Annotated in this window: 19 protein-coding genes; 6 read left to right on the forward strand and 13 right to left on the reverse strand. The window is 70.7% G+C overall.

Annotated features, from left to right (window positions below; all coding sequences use genetic code 11):
• Nucleotides 1–124: 124 nt before the first annotated feature.
• From ACE3QP_RS00565 to ACE3QP_RS00580, 4 genes are all read right to left on the reverse strand, one after another.
• Nucleotides 125–439, reverse strand: a complete 315-nt coding sequence (locus tag ACE3QP_RS00565; protein ID WP_374432717.1) for a CcdB family protein — start codon at nt 437–439, stop codon at nt 125–127.
• A 7-nt stretch (nt 440–446) separates the two neighbouring features.
• Nucleotides 447–716, reverse strand: a complete 270-nt coding sequence (locus tag ACE3QP_RS00570; RefSeq protein WP_374432718.1) for a type II toxin-antitoxin system Phd/YefM family antitoxin — start codon at nt 714–716, stop codon at nt 447–449.
• A gap of 202 nt (nt 717–918) precedes the next feature.
• Nucleotides 919–2,088 (reverse strand): MFS transporter, encoded by a 1,170-nt coding sequence (locus ACE3QP_RS00575; RefSeq protein ID WP_374432719.1) that lies wholly within the window; start codon nt 2,086–2,088, stop codon nt 919–921.
• A gap of 163 nt (nt 2,089–2,251) precedes the next feature.
• Complete coding sequence (locus ACE3QP_RS00580) at nt 2,252–4,228, reverse strand: recombinase (protein WP_374432720.1); 1,977 nt, start codon at nt 4,226–4,228, stop codon at nt 2,252–2,254.
• Nucleotides 4,229–4,395: 167 nt separating this feature from the next.
• On the opposite strand from ACE3QP_RS00580, the gene ACE3QP_RS00585 reads away from it, so the two are divergent.
• Both ACE3QP_RS00585 and ACE3QP_RS00590 read left to right on the forward strand, forming a co-directional pair.
• Nucleotides 4,396–7,005 carry a phosphocholine-specific phospholipase C gene (locus ACE3QP_RS00585; protein WP_374432721.1) on the forward strand — a complete coding sequence of 870 codons (2,610 nt, stop codon included), beginning with the start codon at nt 4,396–4,398 and terminating at the stop codon, nt 7,003–7,005.
• On the forward strand, nt 7,002–7,541 hold the full coding sequence (locus ACE3QP_RS00590; RefSeq protein ID WP_374432722.1) for a hypothetical protein: 540 nt from the start codon (nt 7,002–7,004) through the stop codon (nt 7,539–7,541). The genes ACE3QP_RS00585 and ACE3QP_RS00590 overlap by 4 nt, the downstream gene beginning before the upstream one ends.
• A gap of 64 nt (nt 7,542–7,605) precedes the next feature.
• On the opposite strand, the gene ACE3QP_RS00595 is transcribed toward ACE3QP_RS00590, so the two are convergent.
• From ACE3QP_RS00595 to ACE3QP_RS00625, 7 genes are all read right to left on the reverse strand, one after another.
• On the reverse strand, nt 7,606–11,175 hold the full coding sequence (locus ACE3QP_RS00595; RefSeq protein ID WP_374432723.1) for a class I SAM-dependent DNA methyltransferase: 3,570 nt from the start codon (nt 11,173–11,175) through the stop codon (nt 7,606–7,608).
• A gap of 76 nt (nt 11,176–11,251) precedes the next feature.
• Entirely contained in the window at nt 11,252–12,034 is a 783-nt protein-coding gene (locus ACE3QP_RS00600) for an OmpA family protein (protein ID WP_374432724.1), read from the reverse strand.
• A gap of 4 nt (nt 12,035–12,038) precedes the next feature.
• Nucleotides 12,039–13,034, reverse strand: coding sequence for a type VI secretion system-associated protein TagF (tagF, locus tag ACE3QP_RS00605; RefSeq protein WP_374432725.1), 996 nt, complete (start codon nt 13,032–13,034; stop codon nt 12,039–12,041).
• Entirely contained in the window at nt 13,031–16,858 is a 3,828-nt protein-coding gene (gene tssM, locus ACE3QP_RS00610) for a type VI secretion system membrane subunit TssM (RefSeq protein ID WP_374432726.1), read from the reverse strand. Before tssM ends, tagF begins: the two co-directional genes overlap by 4 nt.
• Before the next feature lie 16 nt (nt 16,859–16,874).
• Nucleotides 16,875–18,269, reverse strand: coding sequence for a hypothetical protein (locus tag ACE3QP_RS00615; RefSeq protein ID WP_374432727.1), 1,395 nt, complete (start codon nt 18,267–18,269; stop codon nt 16,875–16,877).
• Nucleotides 18,269–18,535 carry a PAAR domain-containing protein gene (locus ACE3QP_RS00620; RefSeq protein WP_374432728.1) on the reverse strand — a complete coding sequence of 89 codons (267 nt, stop codon included), beginning with the start codon at nt 18,533–18,535 and terminating at the stop codon, nt 18,269–18,271. The genes ACE3QP_RS00615 and ACE3QP_RS00620 overlap by 1 nt, the downstream gene beginning before the upstream one ends.
• Nucleotides 18,536–18,546: 11 nt before the next feature.
• A complete protein-coding gene (locus tag ACE3QP_RS00625; RefSeq protein WP_374432729.1) occupies nt 18,547–19,389 on the reverse strand; it encodes a M15 family metallopeptidase in 843 nt (280 codons plus the stop codon).
• 684 nt (nt 19,390–20,073) lie between these two features.
• Between ACE3QP_RS00625 and ACE3QP_RS00630 the strand changes: the two genes are divergently transcribed.
• The gene (locus ACE3QP_RS00630) at nt 20,074–20,520 is read left to right on the forward strand and encodes a hypothetical protein (RefSeq protein WP_374432730.1); all 447 of its coding nucleotides are present in this window, start codon (nt 20,074–20,076) and stop codon (nt 20,518–20,520) included.
• A 42-nt stretch (nt 20,521–20,562) separates the two neighbouring features.
• Here ACE3QP_RS00630 and ACE3QP_RS00635 read toward each other — a convergent pair whose 3' ends face one another.
• Both ACE3QP_RS00635 and ACE3QP_RS00640 read right to left on the reverse strand, forming a co-directional pair.
• A complete protein-coding gene (locus ACE3QP_RS00635; protein WP_374432731.1) occupies nt 20,563–21,348 on the reverse strand; it encodes a PP2C family serine/threonine-protein phosphatase in 786 nt (261 codons plus the stop codon).
• Between the two features lie 85 nt (nt 21,349–21,433).
• Nucleotides 21,434–22,225 carry an outer membrane protein assembly factor BamD gene (locus ACE3QP_RS00640; RefSeq protein ID WP_374432732.1) on the reverse strand — a complete coding sequence of 264 codons (792 nt, stop codon included), beginning with the start codon at nt 22,223–22,225 and terminating at the stop codon, nt 21,434–21,436.
• 149 nt (nt 22,226–22,374) lie between these two features.
• Between ACE3QP_RS00640 and ACE3QP_RS00645 the strand changes: the two genes are divergently transcribed.
• The 3 genes from ACE3QP_RS00645 to rluB all read left to right on the forward strand — a co-directional run bounded on the left by ACE3QP_RS00645 (nt 22,375) and on the right by rluB (nt 26,091).
• Nucleotides 22,375–23,349, forward strand: a complete 975-nt coding sequence (locus tag ACE3QP_RS00645) for an RluA family pseudouridine synthase (protein ID WP_374432733.1) — start codon at nt 22,375–22,377, stop codon at nt 23,347–23,349.
• A 178-nt stretch (nt 23,350–23,527) separates the two neighbouring features.
• Nucleotides 23,528–24,277 (forward strand): SMC-Scp complex subunit ScpB, encoded by a 750-nt coding sequence (scpB, locus tag ACE3QP_RS00650; protein WP_374432734.1) that lies wholly within the window; start codon nt 23,528–23,530, stop codon nt 24,275–24,277.
• A complete protein-coding gene (rluB, locus tag ACE3QP_RS00655; RefSeq protein ID WP_374432735.1) occupies nt 24,274–26,091 on the forward strand; it encodes a 23S rRNA pseudouridine(2605) synthase RluB in 1,818 nt (605 codons plus the stop codon). The genes scpB and rluB overlap by 4 nt, the downstream gene beginning before the upstream one ends.
• The last annotated feature ends 43 nt before the right edge of the window (nt 26,092–26,134 follow it).

Here is a 26,134-nt window from a genome sequence, read left to right on the forward strand (position 1 = left end):
CCGCGGCATGGTCGCGGAGTGAGTTGCCAATCAGCGGTCATTCGTGGGTGTCAGCGATCGACCCGTTGGAGATAGAGCCGTACCGGTCTCGGTGCCGCCCAGCGGCCTTCCGTATCGGCACGAACTAGATTCCCGACAACACCGCGTCCAAGGCCGCGACCAGTGCGCTGGCCTGCGAAGCCACGTTTTCCACCGGACGCCGCAAGGCCTTCGCGGGCAAAGGTGCGCCGTAGTGCACCAGCGCGTGCAGCCGCTGGCCTTTCACCCTGATGACCGGACAAAGAGCGGTCGGCACCTTGGTCACGACATCGAGCACGGCCAGCGGCATGGTCAGCCGCGTGGCCAAGGCATCCAGCAGATCGCTCTGGACCACCACCACGTAGGGAATGCCTTCGGCCGCGCTGCCGCTGGGTTTGGGGAAGACGTCGTACTGGGCCATCGGCCGCTCACCACGGGCGCAGGTCGGCGCCGGGAATGCCGTGCGCCTCGAAACGGGCGTTCTGGGCGGCGATCCAATCACCGTACTCAGCTTCGAACGCCTTCTTGCGCGCGGCCCGGCTCGCCCTGTCGTGGTTGGCCTTCAGGGCCTGGTAATGCTCGGCCGAGAGGATCACGGTGTCGAGTTGGCCGGCCTTTTCCACGAACACGGGTTCGCGCTTGGCCTGGGCGCAGAGGCTGCCAAAGCGGTTCTTGGCTTCTGTGGCGGTGACGCGCATGGGGTCTCCCAAGATGGATGGCCATTTTGGCCATTGAAGATCACGAGAGCAGAGCGGTGCGGTATGCGCATCGGCCCTTGCTGTAGCGGTCAGTCATCGAGTTCGGCTCCTGGCCGAATCGAGACTGCCGGCTCATGCAATTGCCCGCCCCCAACCGGCCGGCATGGACCTGGCTCTGAGCACCTCAGGCTTCGTGAATGGATCAAACGCTGCGGCTGCGCGGCCAGAGGGCACACAACAGCGCCGCACCCAGGGCGAACAGCAGGGCCGGGGCCCAGCCCCATTGCGCAGCCACCACCGGCGCCGGTGCGACGAAGCTGACCACGGCGATGCGCGAAAGCGCCGCCGCTGCCAGGGCGGCGTTGAGGGCGCCTCCCGTGAAGCCTTCGCGGCCTACTTGACCGAAGAAGACGGCGGCCGAAAAAGCGCTCATCAGGCCCACGCCCCAGGCCGCGCCGGCCAGGCCTTGGATGGGCCACAGCGCCTCCAGCGAGGTGGCGGTCCAGGCGCCCGCGCTGCACGCGGCGGCCACCAGCAGGCTGCCGGCCATCACCGGCAGGGCCCTGAAACGCCTGACGGCCAGGCTCGCCGGCATCAGCGCCAGATTGAAGCCGACCCAGAACACCGGCAACAGGGACGGCAGCATCGTTGCCGGCGCATGGCGCAGGTAAAGCGGCGCGGCCACCAGGTTGGTGTGCACCTGGGCGGCGGCCCCCGCCAGCAGGGCTGCCAGCAGGAAGCCCGGGAACGGCGCCACGCCACCGCCTTCGGCGAGCAGAGCCGGTGGCGGCGCCACGGTCTGCAACGCCGGCGCCCCTACAGCGGTCCGCTGCTGGGCCAGCGTGCGCTCGGCCCACACCATGCCGGCCGTGATGGCGGCCAAGGACAAGCCGGCCAGAGCGAACGGCAGACGCGGGTCAATGCCCTTCAGCGTCAAGCCCAGGTAGGGGCCGATGGCGGAGGCGACCCCCGTGCCCAGCAACACCAGGCTCATCAGCCAGGGGACGGCGGGCTTGGCGACATAACGGCCCAGCAAGGTCAAAGGCGGCGCCCGCAACGCCGCGCTGCTGGCCGCCCAGAGCGCGGTGGTCGCCACGAACAGGCCCGCTGGTGCTCGAGGCGCCACCCAGGGCAGCAGCAGGAAGGCGACGGTCGACAGCAGGGTGACGCCGACGACCCACCCGCCGATACGCCCCAGCACGCCCGCCGCGCGGTCCGACCAGACGCCCACCGCCAGATCGCAGACCACGAAGATCAGCTGATCCATCAGCAGCAACCAGGGCACGGCCGACCTGGGCAGCCCGGCCTGCTCGGCCAGCGCCGGCAGATAGATCACGTAGACGACCCAGCCGAGCGCAAACAGGAACTGCACGCCCGCCAGGTACAGGCCGACGGCGGTGGGGCCTTGGCGGATGGGCTCAACGCGTCGTTCTCCGCAAGATGGGCTGGCTCGGGGCTTGCGGCATTCTCAGGGCTGGCCTGCGCGGCCGCATTCGTGCAACAGCGCTGTTCCGGCCCATTCGATCAGGACCTTGTCATCGGTCACCGGTGCTGGGTGCCTGCGCCGGCGGCGGCAGCACGAAGCTCAGCGGCGCACTGCGCAGGCGGGCGCGCAAGGCCTGGGCGATGCGCCGGCGCTCATGCAGGCGGATGCCGCGCGAGCGCAGCGCCACGCGGAAGGCCAGCCAGAAGCTCACGCCCACATTCAGCGCGCCGATGCCGGCCACCGTGACCACGCAGGACCAGAAGGCCGGCTCGCGCAGCAGCCCACTCCCCAGCGTGCCCAGCGCCGCCGCCAGCTGGCCGGTGGAGAGCGTCACATGGCGCACGTCCAGCCCCAGGCCGAAAAAGCCGAGTACCACCGGCACCAGACCGAGCAGAAAGCCCAGCGAGATGTTGGCGGCCAGGCCCGAGACATTGGCGCGCCACCAGCGCGCCCAGCGCTGCGCGCGTTCCGGCCCCAGCAGGGCCTGCAGACGCGGGTTCCAGCGCAGCGCGCTGTCCAGCCGGTGCAGCACGAAGGCGTTCTCGGCCCAGCCGGCGATCAGCGAGCTGCCGAACAGCAGCACGCCGGTGAAGGCGGCAAACAGCAGGCTGGGGCCGAGCAGGCTCAGGCTGTCCAGCACGTAGCGGGCCTTGGCGGCGTCGATCACCGGCGCCTGGCCCAGGCCCTGCAGCAGCAGCTGCAGCAAGAGCACCAGCGGGCCGCACACCGCCACATTGCCGACGATGCCGGCCACCTGCGAGCGGATCAGCGCCGCCACGCGGTCCACGAAGCCCTCCACCGCCTGGGTCACCGCGGCCTCGTCGCGCAGGCCGCGCAGCGCGGTCAGGCTGTCGGCCAGGGCCGGGGCCGTCATGGCGGGCTGCTTGGTCGCCACCGTCCAGTGCAGCAGCATCACCAGCACGAAGCTGACCGCGTAATTCAGCCCGGCCGCGAAGCCGCCCCAGAAGGGGCTGAGCGCCAGCGCGGCCAGGGCGAACTTCAGCACCGTGGTGCCGGCAATCACCAGGCCACCGCCGGCGGCGCGGCGCAGCATGTCGAAGTACTCGCTGCGGCTGCGGGTGATGTAGTGCTCGCCGGTCTCGGCGCTGCGCTCGGCAATCTGGCGCGCCAGCAGCTGGAAGTGCTGGCCCAGCAGCGGGCGAATGCCGCGCTGCGCGCCACCGAGCTCGATCAGGCGCAGCAGCAGGGGCAGGGCGGGGCCCCCCAGGGCCAGATTCAGCAGGGCCTCCAGGCGCTCCAGCCGGCCGTCCAGCTGGTCCAGCGTGAAGACGAGGTCGATCGACACGCCATGGCTTTCCAGGTGGCTGAGCACGCTGGCGGCGGCGCGCCGGCAGGCATCCAGCAGGGCGCGCAGGTAGGCGGCGTGCTGCAGGGCCTCGGCCTCGGCGCCATGCTCCAGCGCCTGGGCCAGCTGGGCCACCGTCAGCGGCAGCTGGCGAAAGGGCTGCGCCTGGCGCAGGGCTGGGTCCATGCGGCCGCGCAATTCGGCGTCCTGGCCCTCGGCGGCGGCCTCGTTGGCCAGCAGGGCCAGGGCATCGAGCGCCTGGGCGCGGGCGGGGAAGGCCAGCAGCTCGGCCAGGCGGGCCTGCAGCGGTTTGTCCAATGCGGCCAGCCAGGCGGCATCGGCGGGGCGGAAGGCCAGCTCGAACAGGGCGCCGAGCTGGTCGGTGTCGGGCGTGCCGGGCAGCCAGCGCAGCGCGGCGCGGCGGCGCAGCTCGCGCAGCAGCGAGAGGCGGCGCGCCAGCCCGTATTCGGCCAGCAGGCTGCCGCCGTCGGATTCGCTCCACAGCAGCGCCAGCAGGGCCTGCACGCACTCGCGCAGTGCGGGTTCGTCGTCCAGGCGCTGCAGCAGCTGCTGCAGGCGCAGCACGGCCATCTCGGCGCCCTCGTGGCGGCCCGGGCGCAGCCAGGCGATCAGCTGCACCAGCGCCAGCTGGCGTTCGGCGCGCACGGCCGCAGGGTCCAGCCGGGCCAGCAGGGTGTTCAGGGTGGGCAGGGCTTGCATGGGGGCGCACCTTAACGGCAATCGCGCGCGCTCGCCCTGTGCCGCTTCCTGCGGCGCGGCGGCCGAATGCGGCACAGCCTTGCCGCGCTTCACGCGACCGTCACACCGGCTTTCAACACTGCGCGCGCCTTTCACCCCCAGGCCGCTCGCGGCGGCCGCGCACGCCCATGAATTCACCGCATTCGCGCCGCCGCTTTCTGGCCGCCGGCGCCGCCCTTGGCAGCAGCGCGCTGGCGCAGACCCTGCAGCGCGCCCTGGCCGTGCCGGCCGCGCGCCGCAGCGGCACGCTGGCCGACATCGGCCACATCGTCTTCCTGATGCAGGAGAACCGCAGCTTCGACCACTACTTTGGCACCCTGGCCGGCGTGCGTGGCTTCAACGACCCGCGCGCCATCCGCCTGCCCTCGGCCAAGCCGGTGTGGCACCAACCCCATGGTGCAGCCGAGGTGCTGCCCTACCACTTCGACGTGCGCGGCACCAATGCGCTGCGCATCGGCCTGAACCACAGCTGGAAGGGCAGCGAGGCGACATGGAAGGACTGGGCCGCCTGGGTGCCCAACAAGAGCCCGCGCTGCATGGGCTTCTTCGACCGCCAGGACCTGCCTTTCTATTACGCCCTGGCCGATGCCTTCACGGTGTGCGACGCCTACCACTGCTCGGTCTTCGGCCCCACCGATCCGAACCGCTTCTACGCGCTGAGCGGCCATGCCGGCGGCGTGCTGACGGGCATCTCGGACAGCCGGCTCTACAACGTCAACAACGGCACCTACAACGGCGACATCGCCAACGACAACCCGGCCGCGCAGGGCATCGCCTGGGCCAGCTATGCCGAGCAGCTCGAAGCCCTGGGCGTGAGCTGGAAGGTCTACCAGGAGTGGGACAACTACGGCGACAACTACCTGCAGTACTTCCAGCGCTTTCGCGTGGACGAGCAGGGCCGCCGCCTGACACCCGACTCGCCCTACTACCGCAAGGGCCGCGCGCTGGCGCCGGGCTCCACGGCGGCCAATGCACGCGGTACCAGCGGGCAGTGGCTGATCGACGACTTCACGGCCGACCTGCGCGCCGGCCGCCTGCCTGCGGTCAGCTGGATCTGCGCCCCCACCGAGTACTGCGAGCACCCGGCCGAAACGCCGAATGCCGGCGAGCACTTCACCGCCCGCCTGCTGGCCGCCCTGGCCGACCACCCCGACACCTGGGCCCGCACCGTGCTCGTGCTCAGCTACGACGAGAACGACGGCTTCTTCGACCACCGCCCGCCGCCCATGGCGCCGCGCGATGCCAATCAAGGCCGCAGCAGCTACCCGAACACCGGCGAGCTCTACCAGGGCCGCGAGCCCATCGGCCTGGGCCCACGCGTGCCCGCCCTGGTGCTCTCGCCCTGGAGCAAGGGCGGGCGCGTCAACTCGCAGCTGTTCGACCACAGCTCGCAGATCCGCCTGCTCGAAGAATGGTTGACCCAGGGCCTGGGCCTGCCGCGCGCGGCCGTGCAATGCCCGCACATCAGCCCCTGGCGCCGCGCGGTGTGTGGCGACCTGACCAGCACCCTGAACCTGAGCCAGCCTGATGCGCAGTGGCCGCCGCAGCTGCCGCGCAGCGCCGTCTACTTCAGGGGCTGGGGCACGGCCGATGCGCTGCCGCCCACCATCCAGACCCTGCCCAGCCAGGAACGCGCGGCCCGCCCGCGCCCGGCCTGCCCCTTGCCCTATCGCGTGGCGGTGGAGGGCGCCATCCAGGCCGACGCGAAGCAGTTCGCGCTCGACTTCGTCAACAGCGGCACGGCCGCCGCCGCCTTCATCGTCTACAGCGGCCTGCGTGGCGACGGCCCCTGGCACTACAGCGTCGCCCCCGGGCAGCGCATCGCCCAGGAAGTCTGGAACTGGACCGGTGGCGAGTACCACCTGGCTGTGCAGGGCCCGAACGGCTTTGCGCGCGAGTTCTGGGGCCGCCTGGGCGCCGGCACGCCGCGCGTGGAGGCAAGCCTCATCGAGCAGCCGCAGGCGCAAGGCGTGCAGCTGCTGCTGCGCAACGCCGGCGGCAGCCCCCAGCGCCTGCAGCTGCGCGACCTGGCGTATGGCGACCGCAGCGTACAGACGATCGAGCTCGCCCCCGGCCAACAGCGCCTGCTGGCGCGCAGCCTGCTCGCCAGCCAGGGCTGGTACGACCTGGGCCTGCGCCTGGAGGGCGACGCGCGCTGGTGGCGGCGCCTCAGCGGCCACTTGGAAGGCGCTGGCCTGGACGCCAGCGACCCCGTGCTCAGCGGCCTGGCCCAGGCCGAACCCTCGCCCTGGCCTGCGCCGGCCAACGGCCCCGCGCCGGTGCAGTTCAGCGCCTCCACGGCGCTCACGCGCGTGGGCGACAGCGTGCAGCTGCAGTGGCGCGATCTGCCCGCCGGCAGCACGCATTGGCTGGGCGTCTACCGCAAGGGCCAGACTCCCGGCGTGCAGGGTTCATTGAAGTGGAACTACGTGGCCGCGCCCGCCGGCAGCCAGGCCTTGAGTGGCCTGGGCGAGGGCGAGTACTTCATCGGTCTCTTTCTGAACGACGCCTACACCCCCGCCGCCGCCTTCCTGCCCCTGCGCGTGCTGCGCCGCGGCGACCTCAACGGCGACGCCCGCATCGACGCCACCGACCGCGAAGCCCAGCGCGCTGCCCTGGGCAGCTGTGCCGGCCAGCCGCGCTACCAGCCGCTCGCCGACTTCGACGGCGACGCCTGCATCACCCAGGCCGACTACCGCGCCTGGTACGAACTCTTCACCCAGCAGACTCGCCCATGAAACAGCTCCTGTTCACTCTCTTGCTGGCGCTCGTGCAGGCCGCCAGCGCCCAGACCCTGCGCCTGCAAGGCCCCGAGACCCTGCCCGCCGGCCAGGCCTTCAGCCTGCAGCTCTGGCTGGACGAACCCTTTGCGGGCCGTGCGGCCGATGAGGAGCTGCTGTTCTTCGGCTTGAGCCTGCAGAGCAGCGGCCTGCGCTTCGTTGGCTTCGAGCCGGCGGCCGGCTGGCAGGACGACAGCCCCTGGTTGGGCGAGCAGCGCATCGGCGCCTCGCGCTTTCCTGGCCTGCCCAACCAGGGCCAGGCCAGCGAGGCGCTGGGCTGGTTGCACTTCGAGGCGCTGGGGCCGGGTGCGCTGGGGCTGTCTTTGAGTTCGGGGGCCGCAGATCCCAACCTCGGGCTGGGCTACTGGCAGGGCGGTAGCCTGGCGGCGCAGGTGCAGTGGCAGGGGGCGGCGCTGCCGGTGCCGGGCAGCTTGGCCTTGGTGCTGGTGGCTGGTTTGGCGGCTGTGGGCAGGTGGCAGCGTCGTTTGGGTTGACGCTGCTGTTCGAACGACCGCGCAGTGGTCTTCACCAAGCGTTCGAGACCCAAGACCAAGACGATCAGCAGCCCTGCCACCCACCCTCCACCCGCCGCGCCCGCCCCAGGGCCTCCAGGGTGTCGAGGATCTGCGGCAGGCGCTTTTTCCAGGGGCCGCGGCCGCTGAAGCGTTCGCCCAGCAGGGCTTCGGTCCAGGCGGTGGCGCCGGGCCGGGTGCCCAGCAGTTCGGCCACCGCGCGCATCTGGGCCGGCAGGCCCTCGGGCCAGGGCTGGCGGGCCGTGGCGCTGGCTGCTGCCGCAGGCGCTGCAGCCTGCGTGGCTTCTTCCGCTTCGGCGGCCTCGGCTTCGGCTGGCGCGGCGGCAGGAGCTTCCACCGCAGGCAGTGTGGCCTGGCGGCGCGCCGGGTCCTGGAACTCGGGGCGCAGCCAGCGCACCAGGCCTTGGGCTTCTTCGACCGCGCGGCGGGCGTTCAGCTCCACCAGGCGCTGCAGCAGGGTCTCGGTCCAGCCGCGGCGCGCTTCCTCGTCGCGCCAGGGCACGGGGCCCAGGTCGCTCCAGCCGTAGGCGGCCAGCACGGCGGCATCCAGCTCTTCGTGCAGGCTCAGCAGCACGCCCACCAGGCCCTGCTCATGCAGCAGCTTGTCTTTGGCGCTCAGCGCCTCGCCGCGGCGCAGCTTGTCCAGCACGTTGTAGAGCCCCGTGAGTGTCACGGCCTCGTGCGCGGCCTGACGGGCCTTGCGGTGGGCGTCGAGCTGTTCGGCCAGGTGGCGGATGCGCTCGGTCAGTTCGGGGGTGAGGCCGGTGTCGTCGGAGGGGAATGGGAACCGCTCGAAGCAAACGGACTTGTTGTAGCGCGGTCGGTCCTCAAGCGTCCCACCTGCTGCGAGTGCCCAGTCAATGTGGATCTGGCTGGACAGCACTCCCAGATGAGTCGCATCAGAACTGGCGATGCAGACCACCATGTGGTCAGAAAGTACGTTGGCATCAATGAACTGAAATGCTCGGTGCTTCGCAGTCTCTGTGGTTCCGACATACCGGCTGAGTGGCTTGATGGCCTTGCGAACCAAGGGGCGCTCCCAGCCGAAGCGCCACCACAGCTCGCGAATGGTGCGCCGGCTGTTGTGGTCGCGCTCTGGCTTCACATAATCCATCACACGTTGATAGGCCGCTGGATTGGTGGCGCGGGCTTCTGCCTCGGTGAGGCCAGAGAAATCGATCAGGTAGCGCTCACGCGGTCTTTGCAGCAAGTCTCTGCCACCGAGATAAGGCGCAATGACTGAAGCGCCTGCCACACGCAACGCCGCAGCTTGGCTGGGTTCAATAATGAAGCCGCTGCCGTGAAGTGCAACTCCCATGCCGGAAAGGCCGGCATTGGCCCTCAATGCGGTTGCGGTGGCTACCGCTGCGCCCACTCTCAAGTCGGGGCCTATGGTTCCGCTGCGCTGGCTGAGCGCAACTGTTACTTCTCCGTCCGTTCCGTCTGACTCGGACTCGACTTGGCTCAGAGTGCCCAGGCCAACTCCTGCCGATCCGGCTGTCATCGAAATGCGAACAGCTGCCCCGTTGGCGCTGTCGACCCAGGGGTGATCTGGTACGGCGAAGCAAATAGAAAGCTCGGGCTTCGCTTGCAGGTGCCGGCTCAGCACCTGGCGATTGAAAGCTTGGCGAATGCTGTTCGTGGTGATCAAACCGAACCGCTTGACGCGCCCATGGCGAGTCAACTCGGCTGCGTGATCCCACCAGTACATGACGAAGTCCGACGAATCGCTGACGTGCGGCCAGGAGGCTCGCAAGGCGTCAACGTAGCCGTCGCCGAGGAGCGACCGCATCCGTTTGGTGCCAATAAACGGCGGATTCCCAACGATGAAGTCCGCCTGCGGCCAGGCCGCCGGGCGCGGGTTCAGGTAGCGCCAGACCTGGATCTGCGCGCTCTCGTCCGGCACGGCCTCGCCCGTCACTGGGTGGGTCTTCGTCGTCTTGCCATCCCAACGCAGCAGCGGCTTGCCCTCGGCGTCCTGCGCGGGCTCCATGCCGTCGTAGGCCAGCACGGCGTCGCGGCATTCGATGTTGCCGTAGTCGTGCACCACGGGTTCGGCCACGCTGCTGGGGCCGCGGGTGCGCAGCTGCCATTGCAGCCAGCCAATCCACAGCACCAGCTCGGCCAAGGCGGCGGCGCGGGGGTTGAGTTCGATGCCCAGCAGCTGCTGCAGGGTCACGGTCTCGCCTTCGAGCACCAGCTTGTCCTGCGTTTCGCCCAGCTGGGCCAGCAGGTCCAGCACCTCGCCTTCCAGGCGCTTCAGGTGTTCCAGGGTGATGTAGAGAAAGTTGCCGCTGCCGCAGGCGGGGTCCAGCACGCGGGTGGTGCAGAGCTGGTGGTGGAAGCGGTGCAGCTCGTCGCGCGCTTCCTGCAGCTTGGCTTCGCGTTTGCGGGCGTCCTTGGGGGCGCTGAGGGCCTCGGCTTCCTTGACCAGCAGCAGGGCGGCGGCGCGGGCGTTGGCGAAGTCGTCGCGCAGCGGCTCCACCACGGTGGGCAGCACCAGCCGTTCCACGTAGGCACGCGGGGTGTAGTGGGCGCCCAGGGCGTGGCGCTCGTTGGGGTCGAGCGCGCGTTCCAGTAGGGTGCCGAAGATGGCGGGCTCGACATGGCGCCAATCGGCACGCGCGGCGCGCAGCAGGCCGTCCACCTGGGCGGGTTGGAGTGGCAGCGCATAGCCGCTGCCGGCGGCGCCCTTGAAGAGCTTGCCGTTGAAGCGCAGCACGTCGGCGGCGATGGCGGCGTTGAAGCCGCCTTTGTCGCAGCCGTCCCAGAACACGGTGAGCATGCGGGCCAGGGTGTCGGGCTTGTCGCGGTGCTGGCGCAGCAGTTGCTCGAAGGAGCCACGCCCATCGGGCCCGGGCGGCAGCAGGCCCACGTCCTCCGCAAACAGGCTGAACAGGCAGCGGGTCAGGAAGGCGGCCACGGTTTGCGCGGGGTGGCCGTCGGCTTCCAGCGAGCGGGCCAGCTCGGCCAGTTCGGCCGCCACCGCACGGGTGACGCGGCCGCTGACCCGCGCGGGGTCGAGCGCCAGCGGGTCCAGCCAGAGCTGGCGCAGGCGCTCGCGCAGCTCGGGGCGGGCCAGATCGGCCAGGCGGATGCGGTGGCTGCGCGGGTCGGGGTAGGGCGTGTAGGTGGCGCCGCTGCGGCTGAACTCGGCGTAGAGCTCGATCACATGGCCGACATCCACCACCACCAGGAAGGGCGGCCGGCCTTCGCTGGCGGGCAGGGCGCGGGCATAGGCCTCGGCCTGGGCGCGGGCGCGCAGCAGGGCTTCGTCAAAGCGCTGGCTGCTGGGGCCGCCGGAGTGCTGCGCGGCGCGGGTTTGCGCATCGAGCTTGAGCTTCTTGCTTTCCCAGATGAAGGCGCCACGGCGGTAGCAGTCGATCCGGCCGGGGCTGCTGCTGCCATCGCCATGCTGGAAGCTGATGGGGCGCTCGAACTGGTAGTCCTGTTCGGGCGTGGGGTGCGGGCGGGGCACGCCCAGCAGCTCGCACAGCTCGATGACGAAGCTCTGCGAGGTGGCGAGTTCCGAGGCTTGCACTCCGTGCCAGCGCGCGATGAAGGCCTGGCTGCGTTGCTGTTCTTCTGCACTCATGGAGCGCGAATGTAGCGAGTGCCCGGCCGACCCCCGGGGGCCGCCGGACAGCTGAAGCTTCAGCCTGCCCCGGGCCTCAGGCCAGCACCCGGAACTCAATCCGCCGGTTCCGCGCCTTCCCCGCCGCACTGCCGTTGTCCGCCACCGGCCGGTCCGGCCCCGCGCCGTCGGTGACGATGCTGGCCGCCGGGATGCCGCGCTCCACCAGGTAGCGCTTGACGGCCTCGGCGCGGGCTTTGGAGAGCGCCATATTGGCCTCGCGCGCGCCGTCGCTGTCGGTGTGGCCCACCACCTCGAAGCGGCGGCCGTCGAACTGCTTGAGCAGGGGCAGCAGCTGGTCCAGCACCTGGGTGCCGGCGGCGGTGAGCTGGTCGCGGGCGGGTTCGAACTCGACGATGCGGTTGGCCAGCGCGGCGTCCAGCTGGGCCTGGCCGGGGCTGTCCACGCGCAGGCCGGCGCGCAGCTGGTAGCTCGGGTTGGCCAGTTGGCCCTGCAGGCTGGCGGGGATGCTGGCCACCAGGGCCTGGCTGCCCACCTGGCCGTTCAGCTCCACCACCGAGCCGCGCACCTTGAGCTCGCCCTGACTGACCTGCTTGAGCTCGGGCTGCATCAGCTTGACGACCTGCTGCGTCCAGTTCGGCGGGGCAGCCAGCTTGCCCACGCCGAGCTGGTCGACCACGCGGTCGGGGCCGTAGAGCTCGCGGGCGCGGGCCAGGATGGCGGCGCGGCTGGCTTCGTCGGGCACCACGCCGCTGACGATCACGGGCTTCTGGGCCGGGGCGGGTGCAGGGGTTTGGGCGAAGGCGGGCGTTGCACTCAGCAGCAGGGCGGCGCTCAGCAGGCGAAGGGAATGTGTCATGGCGTCACTCACCGAGGAAGGCCTCGCGGAAGGTCTGGGTGGCCTGGCGCAGCGACAGGCCCTGCTGCTGCAGGTAGCTGGCGAGCTTGCGCACGGCGTAGTCCTGCTCGGCCAGGGCATCGGCCCAGTCGGGGTCGAGCAGGTCCACGAAGGGGCCGCTGTCGGGCTCCGGCACCTGGCCCAGATGCGCGGCCAGCGCCGTGGCGCTGCCGCCGGCAAAGCCGAGTGCCAGCCAGGGGGCGCTGTCCTGCGGCCAGAGCAGCAGCAGTTCGAAATTGGCGCGGCGCAGGAAGCCGGACACCAGGTCCAGCCACCAGCTGGCCATGAAGGGGGCGTAGAGCGGGTCGGCGGGCAGGGGCAGGCGCAGGCCGCGTTCCAGCCGGGCACTGCCGCTGGCCGGCACGGGCTGCAGCAGCAGGCCCAGGCCCAGCACCACGCGCGCCAGGTCCACCTCCGGGTGGGCGCGCGCCAGCAGGGCCTGCGCGCTGCCGATGGTCTGCAGGTCGAGGAAGTCGGTCAGGGCGGCGTCGTAGGCGCTGGGCTGCAGGTTCAGGTCCACGCGCTGCTGTGCCGCCTCGCCCAGCAGGGTGGTGGCGTCCACCGCGCCTTGGGCGCGCCGCGCCAGCTGCTCGGCCTGGCTCCACAGCCGGTTCAGCGCCAGCGGCGCGCGGCCGATGAAGTGGCCGGGCGCCTCGGCCTCGAAGCTGCTGGCCACCAGAAAGGGGAAGCGCCGGCCCGAGCCATCTTGCGAGGGCCGGATGTGCCCGGCCACAACCTGGCGCTGCTGCGGCCCGAGTACGGCGAAGTGCAGGGGCGCGGCGCCGTCGTACAGGCCCTTCCAGTGCGCGTTCGGCACCAGCAGTTCGAGCGCACCGCTGAGCCAGCGGTCGAAGCTCTGCACCAGGGCGGGCTGCTGGGCGCTGCGCACGAAGTCGCCGCGGCTGGGCAGCTTGCCGAAGAAGAGCAGGGGCGCGCTGGCCTCGTTCAGTACCGCGCTCACAGCTTGGCTCCAGTGGCGGTGGCGGCGGCAGCCGTGGCGGTGGCGGCACTGCCCGTCGCACTGTCCACGCCCACTACCAGGGGCGGCAGCTTCAGGCCCTTGAGCCCGCTGCCGGCGCTGGCGGTCTGGGTGGCCTGGGCGGCGGCGCCGGGCGCGCGCACGATGCGCAGCTGGATGCTGACGCTGTGCTCGCCCTGGCTCCAGCTCATTTCGTTGATGTCGCCGGGCAGGCGGCGCGTCTTGGCCAGGCTGAACATGCGGTCCAGGCCGTAGGCGCCCACCACATTGATGAACTCGACCGTGCGGCCATCCACCGTGATGCCGGACAGGCGCACGCCGGGCTGGCCGGCGGGGTTGGGCCAGACGAAGTCGGTCCACTGCGCCGCGCCGTTGCGGTAGCGCAGCTGCTGGCCGTCGATGCTGAGCGTGTACTCCAGCAGGCCCGGCGCGCCTTGGGGCTGCACCTGGAAGGCGTACTGCGCGCTGGCGGCGGCCGGCGCCGTGCTGGCCGCGGGCGCGGCGGCGGCGCCGTCCAGCGGCGCGATCCAGCGGCCGTAGCCTTCAAGGAAGGCCGGGCGCAGGCGCAGGCCGATGTCGGCCCAGGTGCGCGCCTCGATGCTGTCGCCGCGCCGCACCACCATGGTTCCCAGGGTGTCGTTGCCGAATTTGGCGATTGCGCCCTCGGGGCCGAAGAGCTTGGCGATCTCGGCACTGCCGGCCTCGACGCGCGAGGCGGTGTCGAACGGATATTTGCCGGCCAGGGTGCGCTGGAAGGGGCCGTAGACCTCGGCCTCCCAGCGGCGGTTCAGCTCGGTCTCGGCAGCCGGCACGGAAACGGCGTAGGCCTGCATCAGCGGGCGCACCAGCAGCGGGCGCAGGGTGCTGCGCTGGCTGGGGCTCAGGCCCAGCATCATCTGCTCGTCCACGAAGCGCAGCGCCTCGGCGAGCTCGGAGTTGCCGGCTTCGAGCGTGCCGCTCATCAGGCTGCGCGCGCCGGGGCCGGGGTTGCCTTCGTTGGCGATGGTGTTGAAGCGGCTGCGCAGCTTGCCCAGCGCGGCGAAGTAGCCCTTCACCAGCGGCGGGCCGCTGTCCTTGGCCAGCATCAGGCGCGGCAGGGCGGCGAACTCGCGGCCGATCGGGCCCATCGGCACTTCCTTGTTGCCGCCGCTGATGTTGACGTCCACCTCGACGCGCGAGGGCGCCATGCGCAGCACCGACTGCTTGAACCAGGCGATCACGCCGCCCTGGGTGCGCTTGAGCCGGTCGTTCAGGATGCTGGGGTTGTCCCAGCTGGTCTGGTCCAGCAGGGCTTCGAGCACCAGCTTGAGCGGCGAGTCGCTGGCGTCGCCCAGGCGGTTCAGGTGCTTGACGGCGTCGCCGAAGTCCTGGAACTCGGCCACCGTGACGCCCTGCACGAAGCGTTGCCACTCCTTGACGTACTCGGTCTTGTAGAGCTCGGTGAGCGCGGCGCGGATCTGCTCGGGGCTGCCCTCGAGCGAGAGGTCGTCCTTGGCGGCGACGTTGAGCACCCAGTCGACGCGCTGCAGCTCGGTGGTGGCGGCCTGCTTGATGGCGGGCTGCACATACTCTTCCCAGGCCTGGCGCGTGAAGCTGCCCGGGATGGCGTAGCTGCCGACCACCGAGGGCAGGCTGCCGGCCTCGGTGGGGCGGCCGGCTTCGGTGAGGATGCGCGCCACCGTCATCGGCGCAAAGCGGGTGGCGGCGCGGGCCTTGATCTCGGCGTAGACGCGGTCGCGCGCCGGCATGCCGCGCATCACCTTGCGCAGGTTTTCGCGCGTCTGGTCCACCAGGGCGAGGTTGGTGTCCAGCACCGGGAAGGCCGGGTCCTGCAGATGGGCCAGGCTGAAGGCGAGCAGGCGCTCGGCGCTGCGCACCAGCTGGTCGCGCGGCAGGCTGCCGCGGTTCTCGTCCAGCCAGCCGCGCCAGAAGCGGGTGATCTGATCGGTCAGGTGGGCCGGTTCCATGCGGCTGCGCTCGGCCAGCATCAGGTAGGTCTTGAGGGCGTTGTAGGCCTCGCCCGCGTGCGTGGGCGAGGCATCGGTGTAGCGGCTCGGCGCACCGGGCGCGGATTCACTCGCGGCCACGCCGGAGTCGGGCGTGCGCGTCAGCGGGCTCAGGTCAGCGGCCTGCTGGTTGACCTCGGTGAGGTAGCCCTCCACCGCCTGCGCCACCGGCTGCAGCATCAGCTGGCGGATGCCGGCGAAGTACTCGGCGCGCAGCTTGCGTTCGATGGCCTCGCCCTGGTAGAGGCCGAAGCCCAGGCCGAGCGGGCGGTCGTCGCGCAGGCGCTCCAGCTCCTCGATGCGCTGCTGCAGCACCTCCAGCGCTTCCAGGCGGGCGCCCAGGTCCACGCGCTCGGCCTGCAGGGCCACGACTTTGCGCAGATCGGCCTCCACGCCATCCAGCAGCTGGCGGTTGCCCAGGGCGGACCAGGCCCACATCCCCAGCAGCAACGCCAGCGCCGCCACGCCGGCCGCAAAGGCGGCGGTGCGCAGGCGCAGCTTGCCGCGGCTGGCGTATTGGCGCACCAGGTTGCGGTCCGCAAACACCACCTTGCTGAAGAGCTCGCGCAGGAAGTAGCCGGCTTCGGACAGCACCACCGCGCTGCCCTGCGTGCCGCGCGCCTGCAGGCCGAAGGCCTTGGCCACCTCGGCGCTGGCGGGCGATTGCGCGCTGCCTTCCTGCACCGAGCTGGTGAAGTAGAAGCCGCGGAACACCGGCTTGAACTGGAAGGGGTTGTCCTCGAACAAGGTAGCCACGAAGCTGCGCAGCGCGGGCTTCAGCGCCGCGAATTCGAGCGGGAAGCTCAGCACGCCCGTGGGCAGGGCTTGGCCGCGCTGCAGGCTCATGCGCGCCAGCGTGAGTTCGCGCAGGCCTTCCTGCAGCTCATCGAAGTGGCGCTCGAAGTGCCCAACCGCGTCCTCGCCGCTCTCGGCCTTGTAGGGCAGGGTGGCGCCCCAGATCTTGTCGCGCTCGGCGGCGTCGCGGTCGGCGAAGAACTCGACGAAACCGGCCACCAGATCCACCTTGGTGAACACCAGGTATACCGGGGCGAACACCTCAAGCGATTCGGTCAGCTCCTGCACGCGCTGGCGCAGGCTCTTGGCGAGCTGGATGGCGGCGTCGGGCGTGCTGCCCGAAAGTTCGGCCACCGAGACGGCGATCAGGATGCCGTTGATGGGGGCCAGCGGCCGTGCGCGCTTGAGCAGGCGCAGGAAGCCCAGCCACTCGCTGCGGTCTTCCTCGTGCACCGAGTAGCGGCCGGCGGTGTCGAGCAGGATGCCCTCGCTGGTGAAGAACCAGTCGCAGTTGCGCGTGCCGCCGATGCCCTGCACTGCGCTGCCGGCCTGGTCGGCGAAGGGGAAGTTCAGGCCACTCTTCAGCACCGCCGTGCTCTTTCCGGCCGCGGGGTTGCCGATGATCATGTACCAGGGCAGTTCGTACAGCGCCGCCTTGCCCACGCTCTGGCCGAGCTTGCTGGTCTTGATGGTCTTCACGGCGGCATCCATGCGCCCGCGCAGGGCCTGCAGCGAGGCCTTGTCGCGCTCGCCGGCCGCCTTGGCGGCGGCCTCGGCCTCGGCGTCCAGCCCCTGCTCCAGACGGCGCGCCGCGCGCACGGCGCGGGCCTTCTGCAGCGCCCACCACAGGCCATAGCCCAGCAGCACCGCCAGCAGGGCCAGCAACGCCCAGATCAGCCCGAGGCGCAGCATGTCCGCGCCCAGGAAGAGGAAGGTGGCCAGCGCGATCAGACCCAGCACGCTGAGCGTGCGCAGGTCGAACAGGAAGCGGAAGAAGAGTTTCATGGCGGGGTGACTTCGTTCAGGCGGGTGCGCCGCGGCGCACCAGCAGGCCCAGGCGGGCCTGCAGATCGTTCAGGCCCAGGATCAGGCTGGGCCGGTGTTCCTCGTCGGCCGCGGCGCGCTGCGCGGCCAGGGCCACGGCGGCGACGCTGCCCACGCTGCCCAGGTGCCCGCAGGCGGCACCGAGCAGTTGCATGTCCTCGATCGGGTCGAGCGGCAGCTTGTGCGCCAGCACGGCGCCAAAGAGCTCGGTGTTGCGCGGGCCGTGGCGGTCGGCATCGCACACCAGGCTGCCCAATGCCTCCACGCCGCAGCGGCCCAGCGCCAGGGTCTGGGCCAGCACGGCCTCCAGCACCTGGTGGCCGACCTTGCCGGCAGCTTCGATGGATTTGTCGCGCTGCGCCAGCACGGGGCGGTGCAGATGGGGCAGGGGGGGCTCGTCGCCCGCCACCGGCCAGTCCGCCGGACCGAGCACCAGCACGGCCGCGCCTTCGCCCGGCATCAGGCCCTTGGGCTGGCGCTCGGCATCAAACAGCCGGCCCTCGGCCTCCCAGCGCTCCACCAGGTCTTCAGCCAGGTGGCTGTGCGCGGCCACCAGCACCAGCAGGTCGGGGCTGCGCTCGCGTTGCAGCAGGGTGAGCAGCCGGTCGGCGGCCTGCCAGAGCGCCTGAGCCGGTTCGGCAGCAGCGGGCAGGGGCTCGATGCGCAGGCGCTCCAGGGGCAGGCCGGTAGCCTCGGCCAGTTGCTGTTGTACCCATTGCGCCACGGCCTCGCTCTCGCGCGCCGCGCAGCCAGTCTGCAGCAGCAGGCGCAGGCTGGGGGCGGGCTCTTGCGTCCATGCGGCCAGGGCCTGATGGATGTCGTCGGCGCTGCGCTGCAGCGGCTCCAGCAACGCGGCCAGCGCGCGGCGCGTCGCCGTGCCGAGCTCGCGTTCGGCGTCCGGCCAGCTGGCCTCCAGTGCGCTCGGATCCAGATCGGCCATGCGGGCGGCCAGGATGGGCAGGCCGCGTGCGCCGCGCAATTCGCCGTCCACGCCCGGCGCGGCCTTGCCGCTTTGCACTGCGTCCTGCACCTCGCTGGCGCTGCTGCCGGCGCTCAGGCGCAGCTGGGCGCTCAGCACGGGGTGGGTGCGCTCGCGCGCCTGCTCCTCGGCGCTGCGGGCCGGCGGGGCGGCCGCTGCCGCGGCGGGTTCGGCCACGGCGGCGGCCAGGCCGGGCAGCCACACCGCCTGCCAGGCCCAGCGCAGCAGCAGCAGGCAGGCAAACAGCATTAGCGGGAGTACCAGCAGGTAGAGCAGGGCCTCGCCGGTGCTGGGCTGATGGCCCTGGGCGTCCCAGCGCCACAGCATCAGGAGGCTGCTGCCGCACAGCAGCAGCACCAGCAGGGCCAGGGCCTTGAGCAGCTTGCCGGCCATCAGTCCACGCTCGGGCTCTGGCGCATCAGCAGGGTGGCGCCACAGGTGGTCTTGTCGCCGTGCCGGGCCGCGGGCTTGCCGTCAATGATGCAGGTCGGGTCGCCCGTGGCGATGACCGCGCCGCCATGGCCGGGGATGGGGCAGGGTACGGCGTCGCCGATGCGCGAGATCGGGATGCCGTAGTGAAAGGTCGTGGGCGCACCCTCGACGACGGTGCCACCATGGTCGGTCTTGCAGCCAATGATGATGAATGGGCGTTTGCTCATGGTTCTCCCTTTCAATGCGTGTGTGCGTGCCCGGCCTCGCGCCGCAGCACGCCGAGGCGGCGCAGCTCCACATGGCCGTAGTCCTTCAGGCTGCGCCAACCACCGCCCCAGGTCAGGCCGATCGATTCGGCGGCCGCGCCGAGCAACTGGTAGCCCTGCATCGCGTAGGGCTCGCGCTCGCTGATGACGATGCGGCCCTCGCGCAGGAAGGCGATGTCCGCGGCCAGGCCATGCTGGTGGTAGCTCTCGAAGGCACCGGCCTGCGTGACCTGCGGCCCCAGGGCCTGCAGCGCAGCCTGGCGTTCGGGGCTGCGGTAGCCCTCGATCAGCACCGCCTCGTAACCGTGGCGCTCCTTCAGCACCTGGAACACCACCAGCAGACGCTGGCGGAACTCGGCGTCCAGCAGCGCCCACTCGCGGTTCGCGCTGCGCACCAGGGGGCGCGCCTGCTCCAGCTCGCGCTGCAGGAAGAGTTCGGGCGGCAGGGCCGGTGGGGGCACCAGCTGCTCGCCCATGAGGAGCGCGGCGATACGTTCATCCCGCGGCCGCTCCAGGCGGTGGTCGTAGGTGTCGGCCGGCAGCCGCAGGCGCAGCAGCCCAAGGGCGGCGGGCACCAGCAGCAGCACCAGCAGCGCCAGCCCGAGCGGCAGGGCGTGGCGGCGCACGAAGCCGAGCCAGTGCACTCCCCGGGTGCTGGCTTTGTGGCTCAATGAATGAGCCACTTGAACTTGACGCCACTGCCAGCGGCGCAGGCGCGAGTGCCCGCGCGCGAGCCCGCGCCAGGTGGCCGCACGCGCGCCCGGCACGAGCAGCAGCAGGGCCAGCGCGCAGGCGGCCAGCAGATACAAAAACAAGCCAACAATTACACCCAGAAGCATGGGCAAAAACAGGTGAAAAACGGGCTGATGGTGGGCCGCGCGGCGAGCGCTGAAAGCGCTGCGTTTTCATAGGAGAAAGCGCGGTTTTTCGAGGCCGGTTCGGCACTCAAAAACAGGCCCCGCGGCGAGGCGATCAGTGTGCCGTCTCATGGCTTGCGCAGCACCCCTCGGCGAGGGGGGCAAAGTGGACGTGAAACGCGCGCCCAGGCCCTAGACTTTTTCACGTTCCTGCGCCCGCGCGCCGGGCCCGCCGGAACCCTTGGCGGGCCGGTGCTTGACCGATCCGCATCTCATCAAGCCATGCCAAGCAATGCATCCGTGTTCCCCAAGTCGAGCTCGCGCCCGAGTCTGCTGGCCCGTGCCGGCCAGGGGGCGGGCCCGGCTGATTCGGAACCCAGCGGCTTTGGTCTGAGCATCCTGAGCGCCGCGCGGGAGGACCAACGCCCGGAGACCGCCACGCGGGCTGGACGGGCCGTTTTCCATGGGAGAAATCGGCGTGCCAACGGGCTTTGGTTGCTGGGTACCGGCCTCGTGGCCCTGGCTTTGATCGGCTTGTCGCAATGGCGGCCGTCTGCGCCGTCCACGCCTTTGGCTGCCCCGAAGGCCAGTGTGTCGGCGGTGCCATTGCCTGCGCCGGCGCGAACCGCGGTGGCTCAGTCTGTGAGCCAGTCTCCACCGTTGGTGGCGGCGGCCAGTGCGCCAGTTGCCGCGGCCCTGCCGCTTGCAGCAGCCAGCGCTGCTGCGGACGTAGCGCCCGGCGAAGCGCTGCGTGCATTGCCCGTGGCCCGGCCGGCCGCGCCGGCCAAGCCAAGCAAGCCGGTGGCCAAGGATCCGGATGCCGAGCTGGTGGCGGCGGTCATGGCCCACAGCGACCTGGCGCGCCGGCCAGCCGCTCCCAAGCCCCTGAGCGATGTGCAGCGCTTCCAGTTCGCCATGGAGCTGCGGCGCTGCAAGGGCTTGCCGAATCAGACCACCCAGGACGCCTGCGTGGTGGCCGCCTGCGAGGCCAAAGCCTTCTGGGGTCGTACCCGCAGTTGCCCCTTGCCGCCCGAACCCAGGCCGCAGCGCGCCGGTACGGGCGCGGCGGGTTCCGCGAAACAGGGTTGAGATTGCGGCGCCGCCCGGGTGCGGGCGTGCCGCCGCAGGGGTCTAGCTGGACGCCTCGATCTTGACGATCGCGATCGACAGGTTGTCACCACTGCCTTGCGCACGCTGGCGGGCCTTGTTGATCAGCAACTCGGCCGCTTCCCGCGGCGGCAGGCTGTGCATCACCGTGCCGAGCTCGCGGTTGTTGAAGTAGTGCCAAAGGCCATCGCTGCAGCACATCAGCACGTCGCCGGCCTGCAGGTCGTGGATGGCGCTCTCGACCGGTTCCGGGTCCTGCACCGTGCCCAGACAGGCAGTGAGCAGATTGGACTGCGGGTGGCTGGCGGCGTCGGCCTCGGTCAGAGTGCCCTCATTGATGAGCTTCTGCACATAGGACTGATCCAGCGTGCGTCGCATCAGCGTGGGGCCGCGGAAGTGATAGATGCGCGAGTCACCCGTGTGCAGCCAGAAGCACTGCTTGTCGGCCGTGACCATGAAGGCCGCCAGCGTGCTGTGCGGCTCTTCCTCGGCGGACAGTGCAGTCAGCTTGATCATCAGGTGCGCTTCCGAGCACAGCTGGCGCAGCAACTCGGCCGGGTCTTCATCCCCGGGCGAATGGCGCTCGAACAACTGCTGGGCGGTGAGCAGCACCTGGTCGGCGGCCTTGCGGCCACCGCTCTTGCCCCCCATGCCGTCGGCCACGACGCCGAGCACGCAGCCCGGCACGCGCGGGTGCACAAGCACGGCCACCTGATCTTGCTGGTACAGGCGATCACCCCGATGCAGGCCGGTGGCTGCAACCAGACGGTGACTGGGCTTGGGTGGCTTCGCGGCGCGTTGAATTGCCATGCCGCGATCCTAGAGGCCTTCGGGGACGATCTGGCGTCTGGGCATGGATCTGCGGGGCAGGGGTTTCAGGGGTGGCGCGTGGCGCTCACCAGAGGCGCCACCAGGGCTTTTCCTGGCGGCCGCCATCGGCCAGGTACTTGCTCTGCGGGAAGTTCTTGCGCAGCACCCGCAGGGCGTCATCGCGCAGCTGGGGCAGTTGCAGCCGGTCGTAGCTCTGCGCCTGGATGGACAAGGCCTCTTCGACGGCCGGGGCGTATTGGTATTCCGTCACCGCCGTTTGGGCGCGGCTGGCCGCGGCCACATAGGCGCCGCGCACGAAGTAGTAGCGCGCCACGTGCACTTCGTGCTGGGCCAGGGTGTTGGTGATGAAGTCGATGCGGGTGCGCGCGTCGGCCGCGTAGCGCGAGCTGGGGTACTTCTCGATCAGCTCGCGAAAGCTCTGCAGCGCGTCGCGCGAAGCCTGCTGGTCGCGTTCGGAGACGTCCTGGTTGGCGAGGCGCCCGAACAGGCCGAGGTCCTCGTTGAAGTTGACCAGGCCCTTGAGGTAGAGCGCGTAATCGGCGCCAGCCGACGAAGGGTGCAGCTTCAGGAAGCGATCCAGCGTGGCCAGGGCCTGGGCCTTTTCGCCACTGCGGTGTTGCGCCCAGGCCATTTCAAGCATGGCCTGCTGCGCCATCAGCGTGCCGGCGGCCCGCCCCTCAATGCGCTCAAGCAGCTTGATCGCACGCTCGTAGGCGCCGGTCGAAAGCTCGTCCTTGGCCTCTGCATACAATTTGTCCAGACTGGCCTGCGAGTTCGGATCGTCCTTCGGGGTGTTGCTGCAGGCGGCCAGCACAGCCAGCGCAAGCAGGCTGCCGATGCGACCGATGCGGTGCATCCAGGGGCCTTGCGGGCCATGAACAGGCGCTTCGACGGCGCGCGATGCGCGGCGCTGCAGGGCAGCGCGAGAACTCGAGACGGGCATTGACAAGCCGACGATTCGGCCACTGAGAGAGGGGTGCGGGAATTATAGGAAGCGCAGAAGCCTTGCCTGGAGACGAGGACGAGCTTGAAGAAGCTGCACCCGAAGCGGTCCAGGATTGGAACGGTGAGATCCTGCCGCAGTGGGCAGGCTGGCGCCTGGATCGGGCCTTGGTGGCGCTGTACCCGGGGTATTCGCGCTCGCACCTGCAAAGCCTGGTGGAAGAAGGGCGTGTCGGGCTGGATGGCGCCGCCTGCCCGCAGGCGGCGCGCAAGTTGCGCCTGGGCCAGCGCCTGCAAGTGCAGTGGCGTGCGCCACAGCATGAGGTGCCGTTCGCGCCCGAAGCGCTGCCCATCGACATCCTGTTCGAGGACTCCCACCTGCTGGTCTTGAACAAGCCAGCGGGCTGGGTGGTGCATCCGGCGGCCGGCAATTGGAGCGGCACGCTGCTGAACGCTCTGCTTGCACATCATGAAGCGGCACGCCTGCTGCCGCGGGCCGGCATCGTGCACCGGCTCGACAAAGACACCTCCGGCTTGATGGTGGTGGCCAAGAGTGTGGCCACCTACCACGCGCTGGTGGCCCAGTTGGCTGCGCGCGAGGTGGGGCGCGAGTACATGGCGCTGTGTCATGGCCGCGGGGAGCAAGCCTTCAGCGTGGACGCCCCGATCGGCCGCGACCCGCGCAGCCGGGTGCGCATGGCCGTGGTGTCGGACGGCAAGCCGGCCCGCACGGATTTCACGCCTTTGGCGGTTGGCGCGGCCTGCAGCTTGCTGCACTGCCGGCTCCACAGCGGGCGCACGCACCAGATCCGGGTGCACGCGGCGTCGCGGGGGCTGCCCTTGGTGGGTGATGCCCTTTACGGCGGCCGGGAGCTGGCGGGCATGCAGCGCCAGGCGCTGCACGCGGCTCGTCTGCGTTTGCAGCATCCCGTGCGCGGTGTTGCGTTGAGTTGGTCGGTGGCGCCGCCAGCGGACTTTCTGGCTGGCGCGAGCGCGCTGGTGGGGTGGTCTGGCGGCGGGTTGCCTGAGGGCCTTTAGAATTGCCGAAATACCTGCGCGGCGTGGACCGCGCAGATCGCGGGGCCAGGCGCCTCGCCGGAGGCGCCGCGGCAGATCGGCGGCGCTCCAGATCGGATGCCAGCGGCGTCCAGCGCGGGAGGCCAGGCTTCCCATGTGTAAGCAGGGCACCGGGTGTGCCAGCCTGAACCAGAGGTCCATGGAGATTCAAGCAGCGGAGGCGAAGTCCATCCTGGAAGCGGCGTTGCTATGCGCGCTGCAGCCCATGCCATTGAAGGACATGCAGGTCCTGCTGGGTGACGGGGTGGACGCCGATGCCGTGCGGGCCCTGCTGGTCGAGCTGCAGGGGGATTGGTCCAATCGCGGGCTGGAATTGGTGCAGCTGGCGGGTGGCTGGCGCTTTCAGACGCGACTGCAGCTGCGTTCACACCTGGAGCGACTGCACCCCGAGAAGCCGCAGCGCTATTCGCGTGCCGCGATGGAGACCCTGGCGGTGATTGCCTACCGGCAGCCAGTCACGCGCGGCGACATCGAGGACATCCGCGGGGTGGTGGTGAGCTCCCAGATCGTGCGCCAGCTTGAGGAGCGCGGCTGGATCGAGAGCATCGGCCACCGTGAAGCGCCGGGGCGGCCCGCGCTCTACGCTACGACGCGGCAGTTCCTCGAAGACCTCGGCTTGCGGTCCCTTTCGGACTTGCCGACCCTGGATGCCATGCTGGCCACCGGCCTGACGCCGGAGCAGGCCAGCCTGTTGCCCGAGACCGAAGCGGCCGGTACGCCGGCCGATGAGATGAGCCCGCAGGCTGAAGCTGCGGACGAGATGGGCGAAGGCCCGAACCCGGCGACGGATGCTTCAGCGACCGTTGCCGCCCCAGTGCCTGAAGCCCCGGCTGCGGCCGAGTCCCCCGAATGGCTTCCTCAAGAAGACCCCGAAGCGAGCGCACCATGAGCGACGAGCAAAAACCAGTCCTGAATCCTGATGCGGCAGCCGAGGCGCCGGCCAAGCCGGCCCGCAAGCGCACTCCGCGGGCCAAGCCGGCCGCAACCGAAGTGGCCGCAGCACCTGAGCTGACGGCCGAGGCGCCTGCCGAGGTCCCCGCAGCGGAGACCGCGCCCAAGGCCCGTGCCCCGCGTCGCCGCAAGCCGGCGGTGACGGCCGAGGTGGACGCTGTGCTGGAGACGGGCGAGGCCCAGGCGCAGCCAACGCCAACGCCCGCGGCCGAGCTTGCCGCGCAGCCGGCACCGGAGGCCGCTCCGCCAGCGCAGGCCCGGGAAGCCAGTGAGCCCCGCGAAGCGCGTGGTTCACGTGAAGCTCGTGGTCCGCGTGAAGCCCGCGAACCGCGTGAAGCCCGCGGGCCTCGCGAAGCGCGCGAGCCCCGCGAGGACCGTGAGCCTCGTGAAGCCCGCGAGGATCGTGAGCCTCGTGAAGCCCGTGACGAACCGTCCGCGCCCAGCCTGGTGCTGCAGGACGAGCAGGTCGAGGCCGCGCTGTCCGAGCGTCTGAATGCCCTGCTGGCTGAGGGTGACGCCGCGCCCGAGCCGGCGCCCGCCGAGCTGGCGCCCGCCGAAGCGGAAAAGCGCGTGCTCGCGGCGGAGGCCGATGCCCCCAAGTTGCAGAAGGTGCTTGCGCAGTCTGGCGTCGGCTCGCGGCGCGACATCGAGGCCTGGATTGCCGAGGGCAAGATCGAGGTCAATGGCGAACCGGCCCATATCGGCCAGCGCATCTCCTGGGGAGACCGGGTGAGCGTCAACGGCAAGCCGGTCAAGATCCGCATCCAGCCGCCGCTGCCGCGCGTGCTGGCCTATCACAAGCCGGTGGGCGAGATCGTCACCTTCAACGACCCCGAGGGTCGCCCCACGGTGTTCCGCTCCCTGCCCAGGCTGCAGATGGGCAAGTGGCTGTCGGTCGGTCGCCTCGACATCAACACCGAAGGCTTGCTGCTGTTCACCAACTCTGGCGACCTGGCCAACCAGCTGATGCATCCGCGCTTTGGCGTGGAGCGCGAGTACGCCGTGCGCGTGCTCGGGCAGTTGGATGACGAGGCCAAGGCGCGCCTGCTGGAAGGGGTCGAGGTTGACGGTCAGACGGCCGCCTTCAAGAGCATTGAAAGTGCGGGCGGCGAGGGGGCCAACCGCTGGTACCGCGTGGTCATCACCGAAGGGCGCAACCGCGAGGTGCGCAAGCTGTTCGACGCCGTGGGCCTGACGGTCAGCCGCCTGATCCGGGTGCGCTACGGCAGTGTGGTGCTGCCCTTGGGGCTGAAGCGTGGGGTCTGGGTGGAGCTGAACGGCTTCGACGTCAAGTCCATCCGCCGTCTGGCCCAGCCCGGTGGCGGCGAGGAACGCCGCCCCGACGGCGGCCGCGGCGCTCCGCGGGCTGACAAGGGCAAGGGTCCGCGCGAGAACCCGCGTGGCGAGCGCCCGCCGCGTGCCGAGGCGCCCTTTGCCGAGCGTCCGCCGCGCGCCGAGCCGCGTCAGCGTGCCGAGGACGACGACGACTACATGCCGCGCGACATCAATCCCTTGGAGCAAACCTTCGACCGCCGCTTCGCCAAGAGCAAGCGCGGCTTCCCGCAGGGGTTTGGCCATGGCGGCAGCGCGCCCGATCACGGCCAGGCCCCGCGCGGCCGGGGGCCGGGCGGTGAGCCCGACCCGATGCGCACCTCGGTCGGCTACATCGGCGCCGACAGCTTCCATCGCCGCAGTGGTGGCGGTGGAGGTGGCGGCAAGGGCGGCGGCGGTGGGGGCAAGCGCCGTCGCTGACTGAAGGCTTCCGTTCGACCTGCTCGCGCGCCGCGCCGGCAGG

The sequence above is a fragment of the Inhella sp. genome, from assembly GCF_041912635.1.
GTDB lineage: Bacteria > Pseudomonadota > Gammaproteobacteria > Burkholderiales > Burkholderiaceae_C > Inhella.

Coding starts and splice junctions, on each gene's coding strand:
- ACE3QP_RS00620 (WP_374432728.1), bottom strand. CDS start 18,535: ATGAGCAAACGCCCATTCATCATCATTGGCTGCAAGACCGACCATGGT.
- rluB (WP_374432735.1), top strand. CDS start 24,274: ATGAGCGACGAGCAAAAACCAGTCCTGAATCCTGATGCGGCAGCCGAG.
- ACE3QP_RS00600 (WP_374432724.1), bottom strand. CDS start 12,034: ATGACACATTCCCTTCGCCTGCTGAGCGCCGCCCTGCTGCTGAGTGCA.
- ACE3QP_RS00585 (WP_374432721.1), top strand. CDS start 4,396: ATGAATTCACCGCATTCGCGCCGCCGCTTTCTGGCCGCCGGCGCCGCC.
- ACE3QP_RS00640 (WP_374432732.1), bottom strand. CDS start 22,225: ATGCACCGCATCGGTCGCATCGGCAGCCTGCTTGCGCTGGCTGTGCTG.
- ACE3QP_RS00595 (WP_374432723.1), bottom strand. CDS start 11,175: ATGAGTGCAGAAGAACAGCAACGCAGCCAGGCCTTCATCGCGCGCTGG.
- ACE3QP_RS00615 (WP_374432727.1), bottom strand. CDS start 18,269: ATGGCCGGCAAGCTGCTCAAGGCCCTGGCCCTGCTGGTGCTGCTGCTG.
- tssM (WP_374432726.1), bottom strand. CDS start 16,858: ATGAAACTCTTCTTCCGCTTCCTGTTCGACCTGCGCACGCTCAGCGTG.
- ACE3QP_RS00580 (WP_374432720.1), bottom strand. CDS start 4,228: ATGCAAGCCCTGCCCACCCTGAACACCCTGCTGGCCCGGCTGGACCCT.
- scpB (WP_374432734.1), top strand. CDS start 23,528: ATGGAGATTCAAGCAGCGGAGGCGAAGTCCATCCTGGAAGCGGCGTTG.
- ACE3QP_RS00565 (WP_374432717.1), bottom strand. CDS start 439: ATGGCCCAGTACGACGTCTTCCCCAAACCCAGCGGCAGCGCGGCCGAA.
- ACE3QP_RS00590 (WP_374432722.1), top strand. CDS start 7,002: ATGAAACAGCTCCTGTTCACTCTCTTGCTGGCGCTCGTGCAGGCCGCC.
- ACE3QP_RS00570 (WP_374432718.1), bottom strand. CDS start 716: ATGCGCGTCACCGCCACAGAAGCCAAGAACCGCTTTGGCAGCCTCTGC.
- ACE3QP_RS00635 (WP_374432731.1), bottom strand. CDS start 21,348: ATGGCAATTCAACGCGCCGCGAAGCCACCCAAGCCCAGTCACCGTCTG.